This window comes from Lachnoclostridium phocaeense, assembly GCF_959599685.1.
Classification (GTDB): domain Bacteria; phylum Bacillota; class Clostridia; order Lachnospirales; family Lachnospiraceae; genus Claveliimonas; species Claveliimonas monacensis.
Window position 1 is genome coordinate 133,809 of record NZ_CAUGIN010000001.1, and the last position, 14,154, is coordinate 147,962.

Sequence of the window (14,154 nt, forward strand, 5' to 3'; positions counted from 1 at the left end):
ACCGCAGGGCCGCTGTACTCCTAATCAAGATTTTCCAACATTTTCCCTGCGATCCGCAGGAATGTCTCCTGTTCCTCACTGGATATGCCCTGCAGGAGGAGGGCTTCCGACTCCTCTATCTCCCTTCTGAGCGCATCGTGGATCTTCTCCGCTTTCTTGGTAAAGACAATCCGTTTCCAGCGACCATCCTCCTCGTCCGGTATACGGCAGATCAGTTCCTGCTTTTCCAGCGATTTCAGCACTTCAGACGCTGTGGGCGGCCGCAGTCCAAACTCCCTCTCGATATCCTTCTGGTACACTTTGCGCTTCATGCTCTCCACCAGTATATAATCCAGTATATTTCCCTGGGATCCGCTGATCCCCACCGACTCCTGTACTGCCATGGACCGTCTTCTGAGTCGGTTGGAAATCCGGTTGATCATCTTTCCCGTTTCCACACACAACACCTCCTTTTCACACAACCACTCCGAAACCTGCATAAATTCTGCAGATTTGGCTTTTTCATTTATTTAGGTTCCTAAGTATTATGGTGTCAATTGAATCTATTGTCAAGAAAATATACAACCCACTCTGCCAATACAGACACAATTACACACCAATACATGTAGATCCGGACGTAACACTTTTAAAAAGTGTTACGTCCGGATCTACAGTTTACTCAAACGGATACTTCACACCCCAGTCCTCCCGCAGGGCATCCATCCACTCCATGATCCGCAGGGTCTTTGCGTGCGGCATCTCCTGGCACTCCAGCTCTCCCGCGGCGATGGCGCGTCTGCAGGCAAGCACTTCGTACTCATAGCCGGTGATCTGTTCGGGCACTTTCACTTCCCTCACAAGGTGACGGTCCGGCGCATAGATCTGAATTGTATCAATATTGTTTATATTGCAGGCGATCATGTATCCTTTTGTACCGTAAATAATTCCATACTGCTCTGTGTCCGCCCACATGCTCGTGTGGAGCACGGCCATCTTTCCATCTCTGTATGTAAGGATGATCGCGTCCTGGCCGTCCACGCCAGTGTCTGTCTTCACACACTCGGAGGTCATTTTCACAATGTCATCCCCCAGCACCATGCTGGCAAAGTTCAGCGTGTAGACACCCACATCCAGAAGGGCGCCGCCGGCCAGCTCCGGCCTGAGCATCCGCTCCTTGTCTGTCAGCTCGTACCCCAGATTGGCGCTGATCATTTTGATCTCCCCCAGTTCCCCGGAAGCGATAATGTCGTCGATCATCTTCCGGGAGGGCATATACCTTGTCCAGATCGCCTCTGTGATGAACACTTTTTTCTCAGCTGCATAGTCCAGAAGCTCCCTGGCCTGGGCTGCATTGGCTGTAAAGGACTTTTCGCAGAGCACCGGTTTTCCGTAGGAAATACAAAGTTTTCCGTGCTCCAGGTGATGGGAGTGGGGCGTGGCGATGTAGACAAGATCCACATTCTCATCGGAAAGCATTTCCTCGTACGAACCATAAGCCTTCTCCACATGATTTTTCTGTGCAAACGCCTCCGCTTTCTCCAGACTCCTAGAAGCTACAGCGTAGCACTGCGCCTCTTTCATCCCATTCAGCGTCTTCGCCATGGTGGCGGCTATCCTGCCTGCCCCTAAAATGCCTACTTTCATATTCTGTCTCTACCTCCTGTTTCTGACTGCCGGCCAGGCTTTTGACCTGCTTTTCCCGGCAGTCCTTTCTTTAAGCTTTTACCTGTCTGTAATATAGCATTTCCAGCCCCGGAAGTAAAGCAGCGAGCCGCTATCCCGCTTCCATGTACAGCGCACATGTACGCCGCCCGGGCAGGCCGGAAGCAGAAATTTTTCACATTTTGTATATTTTCTCATATTTTTCCAAACACTATCATCGGAATACATGAAAAGGAGGTAAAGGATATGTCTGAAATATCTGTTCTCGACCTGCAGAACCTGCGTCATCTCATCGGCGGTTATGAGACCAGCTGCCAGAAAATGACAGAGTACGCCAATATGGCCCAGGATGCAGAGGTGAAAAAGCTGTTCCAGGACGCAGCAGACTGTGCCATGCAGAACAAGCAGGAACTGATGCGCTTTCTGTAAGCCCCACAGGCTGAAAGCCAAGACTGAAAAATGAAAACCAGCAGCAAGGAGGAAAAACGATGCTGAACGAAAAGACTATGGTGGCAGATGCCCTTGCAGGTGTAAACGGAGAACTCACCCGCTTTGGCGAGATGATCCCCCAGACGGAAAACAAAGAACTGAAACAGTGTTTAAAACAGATGCGTAATGCTTGCGAGATGTCCCAGGAGAAGCTCTATGACCTTGCCCGCGAGCGCAGCTACTATGTGCCGGCCGCCAAGGCAAGCCAGCAGGAGATCGAGCATGTCCGCTCTATCCTGTCCCAGCCGTCCATGAAATAGGCGGCCCACTCTTTGCGGCGTGCAGCTGGCGCAGATGCATTCTGTCACGCCGCTTACATAGCATCATCTTCTGCACTCTTTGTTCCACTCTATCCCCCTCACAAAATGAATGAAAAATAATTTGAAATTTCATTTTTATTGATATTTCTTACGAATTTCCTTATTTAATAGATATTTTTTGCAGGAAACAATTGACGGGCGTTCAGTTTCCCGCTACAATGGTGACATTGAGTGAAAAAATGAGTAAAACTATGATGGAGGATGCAAGGATGGCAGCATATGAAGAATTATCAAAAGAAGAACTGTTGAAAATCAAATCCGAACTGGAAGCAGAGTTTGAGCAGGTAAAATCCCAGGGACTGAAGCTGGATATGTCCCGCGGAAAACCGTCCACAGAACAGTTGAATCTGTCCATGGGCATGATGGATGTTCTGAACAGCAGCTCTGACCTTGTGTGCGAGGAGGGCGTGGACTGCCGCAACTACGGCGTTCTGGACGGCATCAGAGAGGCAAAGCAGCTTCTTGCCGACATGATGGAAGTTCCAAAAGAAAATATCGTGATCTTCGGCAACTCCAGTCTGAACATCATGTACGACACCATCGCCCGCTCCATGACCCACGGCGTTATGGGCAGCACCCCCTGGTGCAAGCTGGACAAGGTAAAATTCTTATGTCCGGTCCCGGGCTATGACCGCCACTTCAAGATCACAGAGTACTTCGGCATTGAGATGGTCAATGTACCCATGACTCCCACAGGCCCGGATATGGATATCGTTGAGGAGCTGGTAAGCACAGACCCGGCCATCAAGGGAATCTGGTGCGTACCCAAATACTCCAACCCCCAGGGCATCACATACTCTGACGAGACTGTGCACCGTTTTGCCAAGCTGAACCCGGCTGCGGAAGATTTCCGTATCTTCTGGGACAACGCCTACGGCATCCACCATTTATATGAAGATAAGCAGGATTACCTGATCGAGATCCTTATGGAGTGTAAAAAAGAGGGACATCCGGACATGGTGTACAAATTCTCCTCCACATCCAAGATCAGCTTCCCCGGCTCCGGCATCGCTGCCATTGCAGCTTCCACTGCCAACCTGAAGGCAATCCGGGAGCAGATGCAGATCCAGACCATCGGACATGACAAGGTAAACCAGCTCCGCCACGCAAGATATTTCAAGGATATCCACGGCATGGTGCAGCACATGAAAAAACATGCGGACATTATGCGTCCGAAATTTGAAGCTGTTATTTCCACTCTGGAAAAAGAGATCGGCGGCCTTGGCATCGGTTCCTGGCTGTCTCCCAGAGGCGGTTACTTCATCTCCTTTGACGCCCTTCCGGGATGCGCAAAGAAGATCGTTGCAAAAGCAAAAGAGGCAGGCCTTATCATGACAGACGCTGGCGCCACCTTCCCCTACGGCAAGGATCCCCAGGATAGCAATATCCGTATTGCCCCCTCCTACCCAACCGCTGAGGAGCTGAAAGTGGCCACAGAGATCTTCGTTCTCAGCGTCAAGCTGGTAAGCATTGACAAGATCCTGGAAAGTAAATAGAACACAGAACTTAATCATAAAAGACGTGCGCAGAGAAGAAAATCAGACTCCTCTGCGCACGTCTTTTTTATATCTGTTTTCCCTCCAGGGTCTGCCGGATAATGCTCTCCATGTTTTCACGGCTCAGCGCACCGCTTACATACCCGTACACCTTTCCCTCCCGGTCGATCATATAGGTGGTGGGGTAGGCGCTGATGCCGAACATGGCGCTCACCTCTCCTGTCTCATCCATGAGCACAGGGTATGTGTAACCATTTTCCTCCATGAAGCGGATCACCTCTTCCTTTGTCCCCTCGCCGCCGATGCCCGGCGTAGCAACGCTCAGGAAAACGACTTCCGCATCGTCTCCCGCGGCTGCATATTCCTGGTAAAGAGACTGGATATCCGGCATCTCCATCCTGCAGGGCGAACACCAGGTGGCCCAGAAATTAAGAAAGATCACTTTTCCCCTGTAGTCAGAAATACTGTGCGGCGCGCCGTACTGATCTGTCAGCGTAAATTCCACGCTCCCGGCCTGCCCGGCATCCTCTTCCGCATCGTCTCCTGCATCCTCAGCTGTCTCTTTCTCTCCTTCCGCCGGCGCCGCCGCGCTGCCGCTGTCCCCGGCCGCACTCTCCTGTCCGGCCCCCACACCGGAGAGATATCCTGTAATATCGTTCATTTTCCCGGTAAACATCATAAAGCCCATAAAGATCATCAGCACTGCCCCGATCTTTACTGTGTACTTCACGATATTTCTGTATTTCTGAAAATTTTTCAAAAGAGTAGTCGTGAAAATCCCTGCTGCCAGGAAGGGCAGAACGAATCCAAGGGTGTACACGCCGATCATAAGAAATCCCTTTGCCCTTGTCCCGGCAGAAGCCGTCATGAGGAGAACGCTGGAAAGAGCCGGCCCCACGCAGGGTGTCCAGGCAAAGCTGAAGGAGAATCCCATCAGCAGAGCCGTCACCGGGGACATGGCCATCCGGTCCAGATGAAAAGGCAGCCTGTGCTCATTGCCAAGAAGCCTGGAAGAGCCGAACACCCCCAGCTGATAAAGCCCCAGGGCAATGACAAGGATCCCTCCTGCTTTTGCAAATATATTCTGATAATCCCTGAAAAAACTTCCCGCCGCCGAGAAGCCAAGTCCCAGAAGGAAAAAAGTAAAACTGATACCCAGCACAAAAAACACTGTATTGACCAGAACTTTCCTCCTGGGATAATGCCACGCCCCCGTCTCATCCTTCACTCCCGTCCCGCCGGACAGATAGCTGACATAGAGCGGAATAAGGGGAAACACGCAGGGCGACAGAAAGCTCAGAATCCCCTGTATAAATACGGTTAAAACCGGAATACTCACATCCAGATCAAATCCCATAAAACCCTCCCTCAAGCGGCCCTGGCCGCCGTGATTTTCTCTATCATATCGGGTTTCCCCTGCGGCGTCAACTCTTTTATCCCTCTATCATCCGCCCCTGCCAGGCAATTGACACAGGCTGCAGCGCTTTCTATAATAAGAAGAGATATTTTAGAAACAGCCGGAGGAAAATCTATGCAGGAAAGTAAACTTCTGTCAGGCAGCATCACCAAAAGCCTACTGATCTTCGCACTGCCCATGATCGCGGGAAACTTGTTGCAGCAGTGCTATAATATTGCAGACACGATCATCGTGGGACGCTTTCTGGGGGCAGATGCCCTGGCAGCTGTGGGATCTTCCTACACACTGATGACCTTTCTCACATCCATTATCCTGGGGCTCTGCATGGGCAGCGGCGCCTCTTTTTCCATCAGTTTCGGCCAGCAGGACTTTGACCGCATGAAATCAGGCATCTTCCAGTCTTTCGTCTTTATCGGAGCAGTGACCGTGGTGCTGAATGCAGCTGTCTTTATCGGCATTGACGGGATCATCTGGTTCCTTCGGGTTCCAGGTTCCATCACAGGACTGATGAAGGACTATCTGCTCATTATATTTGCCGGAATTATAGGCACATTTCTCTACAATTATTTTTCCTGCCTGCTTCGCTCTGTGGGAAACTCCCGGGCTCCCCTCCTTTTTCTGGCTGTCTCTGCCGTAATGAATATTGTGCTGGACCTTGTGTTCGTCGTGATCTTCCGCTGGGGCGTCGGGGGTGCTGCCTTTGCCACCATCCTCTCCCAGTACGTATCCGGCGCCGGGCTGGCCTTCTACACAAAAGTCCGCTTTCCGGAGCTGATGCCGGGGCGGCAGCACAGAAAATGGGATCAAAGCATTTTCCACGAGATCACCAGCTTCTCCTTTCTCACCTGCCTTCAGCAGTCTGTCATGAATTTTGGCATCCTCATGGTCCAGGGGCTTGTCAACAGCTTTGGGCCTGTCATCATGGCTGCTTTTGCGGCAGCGGTGAAGATCGACTCCTTTGCCTACATGCCTGTACAGGACTTTGGAAATGCATTTTCCACCTTTATCGCCCAGAATTATGGCGCAAAAAAAGAAGACCGGATCCGGCAGGGTATGAAGAGCGCTTTTTTGTGCGCCTTCGTCTTCTGCCTTCTCATCAGCCTTCTTGTGTGTCTCTTTGCAGAACCTCTGATGAAGATATTCGTGTCCTCGGAGGAGACGGAGATCATTGCCGCCGGCGTTCATTATCTGCATATTGAAGGAGCCTTCTACTTTGGGATCGGCCTTCTGTTCCTTCTCTACGGGCTCTACCGGGCCATCGCCCGCCCCAGCATGTCCGTAGTACTGACAGTCATCTCCCTGGGCACCCGGGTGGCCCTGGCCTACCTCCTGTCCGCCATCCCCCAGCTGGGAGTCACAGGCATCTGGATGTCTGTTCCCATTGGATGGGCTCTGGCAGATCTGACAGGCGTTGTGTACTATATGCACCTCACAAGAAAAGGGAAGTGAGCCTTCACTTCCCTTGACATCTCCATTTTCATTGTCTATCGATCTCCCTTTTCCGTAAATCTGTCAAGGATCTTTGTCATCGTCTCCTCCATCTGGTCTATCTCCTCCTGGGAGATCCCGTCCAGAAACGCTTCATTGATCTTTTCTATCTCGCTTTTCATCCTCACCACCAGAGGCTGCGCCCTCTCTGTCAGATAGATCCTCTGGATCCTCCGGTCACGCTCATCCTGCCTGCAATCCACAAGGCCTTTTTCCGCCAGCGCTTCCACGCTGCGGCTCACCAGTCCTTTAGAGACCCCCAGGATCACTTTCAGCTGGCTGGCCGTGTTGATGGTTTTATTGTTAGAGAGGAGGATCAGCACAGACATCTCGTTTGGGGAGAATTTTTCCTGCGCCACTTTTTTATTCAGTTCATTCGCATATACCTGCCTGATCTGGTTAAAATAGCCAAGCATGGCCTCCACTGTTCTTTGCATGTCCTCTCCTTTATCTGTTTTATAGTTTACTTGTAAACAAGATGTAGTCTATAGCAAAAGGCGGCTTCTGTCAATGCCGCCGCTGCACTGTATTTCAGATTATACAGTCACATCCCAAATTCTTCTGCGTAAATTATCTGTCCGCCAAGAGGCCGCGCGTCTTCCCGCAGGCGTACTGCCATAAAATTGGCAGAAGGGATCCCATCCGGCACTTCCACGCCAAAATGTACAGCCTCTCTGTAACCTGTCCTTGGATAATAGCTGTCACTCCCCAGCACAATGGAGTAGGCATATCCCATCTTTCTGGCGATCCGGTGGCCCTCCTCGATCAGAGCTGTCCCCACACCCTGTCTCTGAAAAGCAGGACGCACTGACAGTGGCGCCAGGGCCAGCACCTCTGCCTCCCCCACCTGTGCCTTTGTAAAAAGAATATGCCCTGCCAGCCGGCCGTCTTCTTCCGCCACAAGGGAAAGCTCCGGTATAAAGGCATCTCCTTTTCTAAGCGCCTCCACCAGATCCTGCTCGTTTCCATCCGCATGTTCAGCGGATGCAAACGCCTCCCTGATCAGTTCATATACTTCTTCGTAATCTTTTGGTGTTTCCTGTCTGATCTTCATCTTACTCTTCTCTCTCCTCAATTTTAATGTGTATTCTGTCACCAGCGCCCTTTCCCGAACACCTCTCTGATATCCCAGGGAAAGATCACGTACGCACCGCCTTTGTCCGGCACTTCGTGAATGATCTCATCGTACTCAAATATCTGCTTCATATCTGTCCTCCTTCCAGGATTTTACCACAAAAATCTGCCCAAAGCCACTGTTGCCATCAGACCGGGTTTCCGATATAATAGACAGATAATCGAAACTATATACACCTCTTATCAGAAAGGAGCTCCGACATGAGGCTTTGTATTGCTCATGCTCCGTGCAGAGTCTGATCCCGGGCGGGACTGACACGGAGCTTGCTTCAAATAGGATAACTTCCGTCCGGAAAGAAAGGCTTTGCACTTTTGATCTGTTTTATCATAAGGAAAAGGAGCAAAGTCATGATACAAAAACTGAATACATTATTTAACGGATTACACACCTTTATCATTCTCTGGGCAACCCAGGGCTTCTCTGCCCTTGGCAGCTCCATGACAAGCTATGCACTTGTCATATGGGCCTACCAGCAGGAGGGATCGGCCCTTGCCTCCTCCCTTATGACTGTGTGTTCCTATGCCCCCTATGTGCTTCTGAGCATTTTCGCGGGGGCCTTAAGCGACCGGTGGAACAAAAAGCGCACCATGCTGGTGTGCGACAGCTTTGCGGCTCTGTGCACTCTGTCTGTCCTGGTCCTTCTTGTGACTGGACAGCTGAAGCTCTGGCATCTGTATGTGATCAATGCCCTGAACGGCCTCGGAAATACGCTGCAGCAGCCTGCTTCAGACGTGGCCGTGAGCCTTTTAACTCCCAGAGAACAATACCAGAAAGCAGCGGGGATGCGGGCCTTTTCCAACTCCCTTGTGACCATACTGTCACCGGTTTTCGCCACAGCTCTTCTATCGGCTTTTGGCATTTACACAGTGATCGCCTTTGATCTTCTCACCTTCACGGCAGCTTTCCTCTCCCTGGCCTTCTTTGTGAAGCTCCCGGAGCAGGACCTGTCCAAGCGGAACACTGAACAGGCGTCTGTGCTGCAGACCGCCGGCCAGGGGCTCCGCTACCTGAGAGAGAACCGGGGCATCCTGGATCTTATCCTCTTTCTGGCCTGCATCAATCTGGTGGCTTCTGTGTACAACGCCGCCCTCCCCGCTATGCTACTCTCCAGAGACGGAGGAAGCCAGGCTGCACTGGCACTGGTGTCCACCTGTACGGGCCTGGCAAATGTAACCGGCAGTGTCATCGCCACCTTCCTGCCAGCCCCAAAGAGCCGGGTCGGAGCCATCTGCCTCTCCCTCCTCTTTTCCATGAGCACGGAAAACTTTCTGCTGGCTCTTGGCCGGGGCACTCCTGTATGGTGTCTGGGAGCCATCCTTGGCTGGCTATTTATCCCGGTCATGAACACCAACATGGACGCCCTCTTCCGCACCCACATTCCTGTGGAGATGCAGGGGCGGGTCTACTCCGCAAGAAATACTCTGCAGTTTTTCACCATACCCGTGGGCTATCTGCTGGGCGGCGTTCTCGTAGACCAGGTCTTTGAGCCCTTTATGGCAGACCAGGATAAGGGCAGCATCCCGTCTCTCCTGTTTGGCACAGGAAAGGGGTCAGGCGCAGCCTTTCTGTTCTTTGTGATCGCATTTGCGGGCATCCTGGTATGCCTGTATTTCCAGAGAGATGGACATATCTGGAAGCTGGAGGGCAAAAGAAACGATTAAATTTACATCAATAAAATGTGCAGGTGCAGACTTCTCGGTCTGCGCCTGTAACATTTTCAGGAGGAAAGAAAATGAACGGATTTATACTGCTGCTTCCCTTTTTCTTTATCAGATTTGCCGTCCTGGCAGTTCTCGACAGGACCTCCCTGCAGAGGGCAGCCATGTTTGCGCCCCTGAAGGGAAACGAAAAAACAGCTTATTACATATATCAGTTGACAAACGCAGGGGTTATCCTCTATCCCTTCTTTCTCACGGTAAAACCGAAGCTGTCTCCACTCTTTCTTGTCGGGCTCATCTGCTACCTTCTGGGGCTGCTCCTCTGTCTGTTCACAGTAAAGGCCTTCTCCTCGCCGGATAAAAGCGGACTCAACACTGACGGCATTTGCCGCTTTTCCCGCAACCCCATGTATGTCTCCTACTTTGTCTGCTTTCTTGGGATAGCGCTGCTGACCAGCTCCCCTCTCACTCCCCCTTATATTCCGTCAGGGAATACCTCTCTCCTTCCGCTTCAAACACCTCTTCAAAGGGCAGCCCATCCCGGTAGATCCATCTCTTGATGAAGACCGGGCTCATGACAAACAACCTCTCATTTTTCAGGCCGGAATACCGCTCAAAGGAACCGGGAAAATGTTTTCCGTACAGCCCGGCAAATCTCTCATTTTCCATGGGATGCCCCAGCTCCCTGCAGATGCCCTCGATCTGTATGTTGTCCATGCAAAGAGCTGCGTTCTTATTCTCTGCAAGCTGTCTGTATTTGAGGAAGGCCCTGTCTGTCTGAAAATACAGAAGCCCCTCCATCTGGATAACGCTCATCATCCTGGAGGAAACTCTGTCCCCCGCAGCAGTGGAGAGCACCATTTTCTTCGCTTCGCCAAAGACTTCCCAGAAAGAGCGCTGCTGCCTTTGGAACTCATTTTCGTGGTCCCTGGCATACTGCCAAAACTCCGGCGTCCCGGACCAGTACCGGACGCCCCAGTGTTCAAAATCCCATTCCTCCATATAGTCGTTGCACTCGTAATCAATATAATATAAGACTCCCTCCCGCAAGATAAAGTTGGTGGGAAAATAATCGATGTTGAGTCCTGCCGGGCCGAGGCAGCGGCACATGTCCCTGACCTGCTCCGCGCAGGTTTCCGGCAGTCTGTCTCTTAACACGAGGTCATACACGGTCTCTCCCTCTATGAACTCCTTGACGATCCGCTCCTTCCCCCGGTCCACATCCAGCAGCTCTGGCATGGGGATTCCCACATTTCTCAGTCTTTCATAGTCCCGCAGCTCCGCCTCCAGCTTATCCCCGAACTGGTAGTAATCGCAGGGCTCATGGTGTATCTGCTTTAATACCACGTATCTTCCTCCCGCAAGGGCCAGGTAAGAATAGCCGCCCTTCCCTTTTCCCAGGAGCTTAAGGATGGTGTACTCTGTTCCGTTTACAGCAACTGTCTGTTCCACGTTTTCTCTCCTCTTCAATCGTATTTCTCAATCTTCACCGTCCCGATGGCCGACAGATCCGGCTCCCCGGTGACAAGGTCCTGGGGCGAGGGCACAAGCATCATAAAGCCCTCCTTCCCGTATCTTTTCGCATAGCCCTGGGCATAGTCCTCCTCCACGGACATGTGCTGTACCTCTCCGATGACCATGGCGGCCATGCCGGCGCCGCTTAAGTCCTGGACGTCCCGCAGAGTGCACTCCATAGTCAAAAACGCCTCCCGGATCACCGGGGCATGGATGGTCCTGGCCTCCTCCAGAATGAAATCTCCTGTCTGAAACTCATCGCTGTCGTAGTCGTTATGGAAAATGGTCTCTGTCAGCCTGCCGTAGCAGCTGATGGGCAGGAAATTGACGCAGAAGCATTTCTCCCGCAGGATGTTGGCGTAGGTGTGAGTATGCTGGTACAGATTGCCCATGACCGCAAAAAAGGCGGTCTTGTCCCCGTGAAAGCAGCTCCAGCTATGGAGGCACACATTAGGCTTCCCGTTCTCCTTCCACGTAGTGATGGCAAAGAGTGCGCCGGGGACGGCGGCGGTCGTCTCAAAGTGGGAAAAAAGCTGGAACTCCTCCGGGTAAAGGGATTTGAAATATCCGGGGAACTCTTTTCCTATCTCAATCTTCATGTTCTGTATCCTCCTATCTCTTGTGGTCACTCCTGACAAAGGGTTCCTCAATGTCTCTTCCCGTCAGAAGACCGTACTTCTCCGGGCGCCGGTAGGCGTTCCCGTGGACCTCACTCTCTCTGTATCTGCGGAGCATGGACAGGTCTATGTCAGCCAGGAAGACGCCTTCCTCCGCCCCGGCCTGCAGGATGCACATGTCTCTGGAGCCCGGAAGATCCGGCAGATAGGCCACTCCGTCAAAGACATTGGAGCCGCCATTGCAATCCGGCACCGTGCCCGGGTAATTGCAGGTACAGATGGCTGTCATATTCTCAAAAGCTCTGGCCCGAAGCTGGGAGAGCCGGTTGATCTCCATGGGACAGGCATTGGGCACGAGAATGATCTCCGCACCCTTCAGCATCAGGTCCGCCTCTTCCCCGAACTCACAGGTATGCACTTTTGCATAGGTAAGTACTCTTTTCCCCTTCCAGTCACATAAAACCAGTGTGTTTCGACATCCCTCCCCACACTTTTCAAGGAAGGTAATGCCGATTGCCATGGAAAGCTCTCTGGCCAGCCCCCCCCCAAACGTCCGAACAAAGGAGCTGTCCGCCGGGACCCCCTCCTTCTTCCACTCTTCAAAAGGTCTTCTGCATATATCATAGCCGCAGCTCCACATCTCCGGAAGCAGAGCAATGTGGGCTCCCATCTCTTTTGCTTTTTTACAGTATTCCACTCCCTTTTTCAGATTCCCCTCCAGAGAACCGCAGGGGGCAATCTGAAGAAGGGCTATCCTCAAAAGATCCATAACCTTTTTCCTTTCGTTTCCCTGCTCATTTTCCTCTATTTCCTCTGTTCCAGCAAAGCCAGATACGCCTCCGCATCCTCTCTTTTCCTGAAAACAAAGAGTTCTCTGTTGTCGCTGTACTTTTCCAGCATCCGGTAGATCCGGGGAAGCTGCTCCTTCGGAAAATCAACGATCCACCGGCGGAACTCTTGGTCAAACTCCGTCTCGATCCAGGGCAGGTCTTCCCGCTTTTCTCCAATACGCTCTTTGGCTCCGGCCAGACACAGTTCCAGGGGATAGTCCAGAAGAAATACTGTGTCGCACTCCTGAAGCCTCATTTCCAGGGAATTCAAATAGTTGCCGTCTATGATCCACTGTTCTCTGCCTACAATCTCACTTACCTGCCTGACAAACGCTTCCCTGGAAATGTTGGTGCCGTCAGCCCTGTGCCAGATCATATCCAGGTAATACAAAGGCAGCGATGTCCTGTCCCGCAGCTTCCGGGCAAAGGTACTTTTCCCCGCGCCGGGGCATCCAATCACAAGCACTTTTTCCATCTTCTCACCTGCTCACCGGGTCCCACAGGTCCCCGTATCCATAATAATCCACAATATACTGCAGCCCGTCCATCACCTCATCCTGGGTAAAGCCGTGCTCTTCCAGAAACTCCTCGCCCTTGCATCCCAGCTTCTCATAGAAGAGCAAAGCCATCTCAAAGTAGGACTGACTGTCCGGGTCCAGCTCGTCCAGGAGCTGGTTTTCCGCCTCGTTGATCTGACCGTCGTCTATCATGACGGTCAGCTTTTTAAACTGCTGCAGCCTCTCCAGAGAAACAGGGGTCTCATCCTCTTTGTCAATGTCCCTGTTAAAGATCAGTTTGATCAGTGTGCGCGCAATTTCATGCGTCAGCCGCATAATATAGTCTTTGTCTTCAATCATCTGCCCATCCTCCTTACAGTCTGTTGATCCACCCCTGCGCCCACAGAAGCAGCCTGTCCGACATCTCTTCAAACTCTGTCTTTCCGCCTGCCTTCAGCTCCAGAAATGTTTTGACAATATTCTGTTCTTCTTCCCCGGCTATGTCAAGGAGATTCTTCTGTTTTCTGATATATCTCCCTGTCTCCATAAAACAGATGGCCTGCACCACAAATGATGCCGACTTGTACAGTCCTTTCAGGATCTCCTCCTGCCTGTCGTACAGCATGTTGTGTATGCAGCCGTGGTAAATATTGCACACTCCCAGCCTGACTGCCCGGCGCACCGCTTCTTCGTCAATCCGCTCCAGCAGCTCATCCAGACTCCCCACAATCGGCCTTGTGTCATAATAGAACTGGAAAAGATCTGACGGTTCCCATTTAAAAAGTTCTGCTTTCCCGGAGAGAAATCCACAGACAAGCTCTCTGTCCGGCAGCCCATCCAGCATCTTATCATAAGTCCGTATGTCGCCGGTTGTGAGTTCATCCAGGATTACCACCAGGTCAATATCGCTTCCTTCAGACTCCTCTCCCCGCCCCCGGCTTCCCTGAAGGCCCGCAAACCAGATCCGCTCTCCAAAAGTTTCCCTTAATACCTGTATAAAATGTTCTGTCCAGCTCTCTATCTCAAGCATGTTTTCCTCCTCACTTTCCTT

General features: G+C 51.8%; 17 protein-coding genes. 6 read left to right on the forward strand and 11 right to left on the reverse strand.

Annotation, left to right across the window (positions count from 1 at the left end):
- Nucleotides 1-20: 20 nt before the first annotated feature.
- Together Q5911_RS00590 and Q5911_RS00595 are read right to left on the reverse strand one after the other, a co-directional pair.
- On the reverse strand, nt 21-437 hold the full coding sequence (locus tag Q5911_RS00590; RefSeq protein ID WP_076776538.1) for a MarR family winged helix-turn-helix transcriptional regulator: 417 nt from the start codon (nt 435-437) through the stop codon (nt 21-23).
- Nucleotides 438-654: 217 nt separating this feature from the next.
- A complete protein-coding gene (locus Q5911_RS00595) occupies nt 655-1,623 on the reverse strand; it encodes a Gfo/Idh/MocA family protein (protein ID WP_076776535.1) in 969 nt (322 codons plus the stop codon).
- Nucleotides 1,624-1,887: 264 nt separating this feature from the next.
- Between Q5911_RS00595 and Q5911_RS00600 the strand changes: the two genes are divergently transcribed.
- From Q5911_RS00600 to Q5911_RS00610, 3 genes are all read left to right on the forward strand, one after another.
- Nucleotides 1,888-2,070 (forward strand): hypothetical protein, encoded by a 183-nt coding sequence (locus Q5911_RS00600; RefSeq protein ID WP_076776534.1) that lies wholly within the window; start codon nt 1,888-1,890, stop codon nt 2,068-2,070.
- Nucleotides 2,071-2,132: 62 nt separating this feature from the next.
- Entirely contained in the window at nt 2,133-2,390 is a 258-nt protein-coding gene (locus Q5911_RS00605) for a spore coat protein (RefSeq protein ID WP_076780725.1), read from the forward strand.
- A 269-nt stretch (nt 2,391-2,659) separates the two neighbouring features.
- On the forward strand, nt 2,660-3,946 hold the full coding sequence (locus Q5911_RS00610) for an aminotransferase class I/II-fold pyridoxal phosphate-dependent enzyme (RefSeq protein WP_076776532.1): 1,287 nt from the start codon (nt 2,660-2,662) through the stop codon (nt 3,944-3,946).
- A gap of 67 nt (nt 3,947-4,013) precedes the next feature.
- Here the strand turns inward: Q5911_RS00610 and Q5911_RS00615 are convergent, their stop codons facing one another.
- Nucleotides 4,014-5,303 carry a redoxin domain-containing protein gene (locus Q5911_RS00615; protein ID WP_303180145.1) on the reverse strand — a complete coding sequence of 430 codons (1,290 nt, stop codon included), beginning with the start codon at nt 5,301-5,303 and terminating at the stop codon, nt 4,014-4,016.
- A gap of 174 nt (nt 5,304-5,477) precedes the next feature.
- Between Q5911_RS00615 and Q5911_RS00620 the strand changes: the two genes are divergently transcribed.
- Nucleotides 5,478-6,812, forward strand: a complete 1,335-nt coding sequence (locus Q5911_RS00620) for an MATE family efflux transporter (RefSeq protein ID WP_303180148.1) — start codon at nt 5,478-5,480, stop codon at nt 6,810-6,812.
- Between the two features lie 35 nt (nt 6,813-6,847).
- Here Q5911_RS00620 and Q5911_RS00625 read toward each other — a convergent pair whose 3' ends face one another.
- Together Q5911_RS00625 and Q5911_RS00630 are read right to left on the reverse strand one after the other, a co-directional pair.
- Nucleotides 6,848-7,288, reverse strand: a complete 441-nt coding sequence (locus tag Q5911_RS00625; protein WP_076776527.1) for a MarR family winged helix-turn-helix transcriptional regulator — start codon at nt 7,286-7,288, stop codon at nt 6,848-6,850.
- A gap of 107 nt (nt 7,289-7,395) precedes the next feature.
- Complete coding sequence (locus Q5911_RS00630) at nt 7,396-7,905, reverse strand: GNAT family N-acetyltransferase (protein ID WP_303180151.1); 510 nt, start codon at nt 7,903-7,905, stop codon at nt 7,396-7,398.
- A 428-nt stretch (nt 7,906-8,333) separates the two neighbouring features.
- On the opposite strand from Q5911_RS00630, the gene Q5911_RS00635 reads away from it, so the two are divergent.
- Together Q5911_RS00635 and Q5911_RS00640 are read left to right on the forward strand one after the other, a co-directional pair.
- Nucleotides 8,334-9,647 carry an MFS transporter gene (locus Q5911_RS00635; RefSeq protein ID WP_303180153.1) on the forward strand — a complete coding sequence of 438 codons (1,314 nt, stop codon included), beginning with the start codon at nt 8,334-8,336 and terminating at the stop codon, nt 9,645-9,647.
- 71 nt (nt 9,648-9,718) lie between these two features.
- Nucleotides 9,719-10,204 (forward strand): methyltransferase, encoded by a 486-nt coding sequence (locus Q5911_RS00640; RefSeq protein WP_303180155.1) that lies wholly within the window; start codon nt 9,719-9,721, stop codon nt 10,202-10,204.
- Here Q5911_RS00640 and Q5911_RS14765 read toward each other — a convergent pair.
- From Q5911_RS14765 to Q5911_RS00675, 6 genes are read right to left on the reverse strand one after another with little or no spacing between them, the layout of a single operon-like run.
- Nucleotides 10,110-11,096 carry a pyridoxamine 5'-phosphate oxidase family protein gene (locus tag Q5911_RS14765; protein ID WP_331591268.1) on the reverse strand — a complete coding sequence of 329 codons (987 nt, stop codon included), beginning with the start codon at nt 11,094-11,096 and terminating at the stop codon, nt 10,110-10,112. The genes Q5911_RS00640 and Q5911_RS14765 overlap by 95 nt on opposite strands.
- Nucleotides 11,097-11,110: 14 nt before the next feature.
- Nucleotides 11,111-11,758, reverse strand: coding sequence for a flavin reductase family protein (locus Q5911_RS00655; protein WP_303180157.1), 648 nt, complete (start codon nt 11,756-11,758; stop codon nt 11,111-11,113).
- Nucleotides 11,759-11,771: 13 nt separating this feature from the next.
- Entirely contained in the window at nt 11,772-12,545 is a 774-nt protein-coding gene (locus Q5911_RS00660; RefSeq protein ID WP_303180159.1) for a carbon-nitrogen hydrolase family protein, read from the reverse strand.
- A 35-nt stretch (nt 12,546-12,580) separates the two neighbouring features.
- Entirely contained in the window at nt 12,581-13,081 is a 501-nt protein-coding gene (locus Q5911_RS00665; protein WP_303180161.1) for an adenylate kinase, read from the reverse strand.
- A 4-nt stretch (nt 13,082-13,085) separates the two neighbouring features.
- Nucleotides 13,086-13,463 carry a DUF6483 family protein gene (locus Q5911_RS00670; RefSeq protein WP_303180163.1) on the reverse strand — a complete coding sequence of 126 codons (378 nt, stop codon included), beginning with the start codon at nt 13,461-13,463 and terminating at the stop codon, nt 13,086-13,088.
- Between the two features lie 13 nt (nt 13,464-13,476).
- Nucleotides 13,477-14,133 carry a nucleotidyltransferase domain-containing protein gene (locus tag Q5911_RS00675; protein WP_303180165.1) on the reverse strand — a complete coding sequence of 219 codons (657 nt, stop codon included), beginning with the start codon at nt 14,131-14,133 and terminating at the stop codon, nt 13,477-13,479.
- Nucleotides 14,134-14,154 lie beyond the last annotated feature (21 nt).

Bases quoted from the DNA above. Each gene is read 5' to 3' on its own strand.
- Q5911_RS00595 (WP_076776535.1), bottom strand. From the start codon at position 1,623: ATGAAAGTAGGCATTTTAGGGGCAGGCAGGATAGCCGCCACCATGGCG.
- Q5911_RS00600 (WP_076776534.1), top strand. From the start codon at position 1,888: ATGTCTGAAATATCTGTTCTCGACCTGCAGAACCTGCGTCATCTCATC.
- Q5911_RS00610 (WP_076776532.1), top strand. From the start codon at position 2,660: ATGGCAGCATATGAAGAATTATCAAAAGAAGAACTGTTGAAAATCAAA.
- Q5911_RS00615 (WP_303180145.1), bottom strand. From the start codon at position 5,303: ATGGGATTTGATCTGGATGTGAGTATTCCGGTTTTAACCGTATTTATA.
- Q5911_RS00620 (WP_303180148.1), top strand. From the start codon at position 5,478: ATGCAGGAAAGTAAACTTCTGTCAGGCAGCATCACCAAAAGCCTACTG.
- Q5911_RS00625 (WP_076776527.1), bottom strand. From the start codon at position 7,288: ATGCAAAGAACAGTGGAGGCCATGCTTGGCTATTTTAACCAGATCAGG.
- Q5911_RS00630 (WP_303180151.1), bottom strand. From the start codon at position 7,905: ATGAAGATCAGACAGGAAACACCAAAAGATTACGAAGAAGTATATGAA.
- Q5911_RS00635 (WP_303180153.1), top strand. From the start codon at position 8,334: ATGATACAAAAACTGAATACATTATTTAACGGATTACACACCTTTATC.
- Q5911_RS00640 (WP_303180155.1), top strand. From the start codon at position 9,719: ATGAACGGATTTATACTGCTGCTTCCCTTTTTCTTTATCAGATTTGCC.
- Q5911_RS00655 (WP_303180157.1), bottom strand. From the start codon at position 11,758: ATGAAGATTGAGATAGGAAAAGAGTTCCCCGGATATTTCAAATCCCTT.
- Q5911_RS00660 (WP_303180159.1), bottom strand. From the start codon at position 12,545: ATGGATCTTTTGAGGATAGCCCTTCTTCAGATTGCCCCCTGCGGTTCT.
- Q5911_RS00665 (WP_303180161.1), bottom strand. From the start codon at position 13,081: ATGGAAAAAGTGCTTGTGATTGGATGCCCCGGCGCGGGGAAAAGTACC.
- Q5911_RS00670 (WP_303180163.1), bottom strand. From the start codon at position 13,463: ATGATTGAAGACAAAGACTATATTATGCGGCTGACGCATGAAATTGCG.
- Q5911_RS00675 (WP_303180165.1), bottom strand. From the start codon at position 14,133: ATGCTTGAGATAGAGAGCTGGACAGAACATTTTATACAGGTATTAAGG.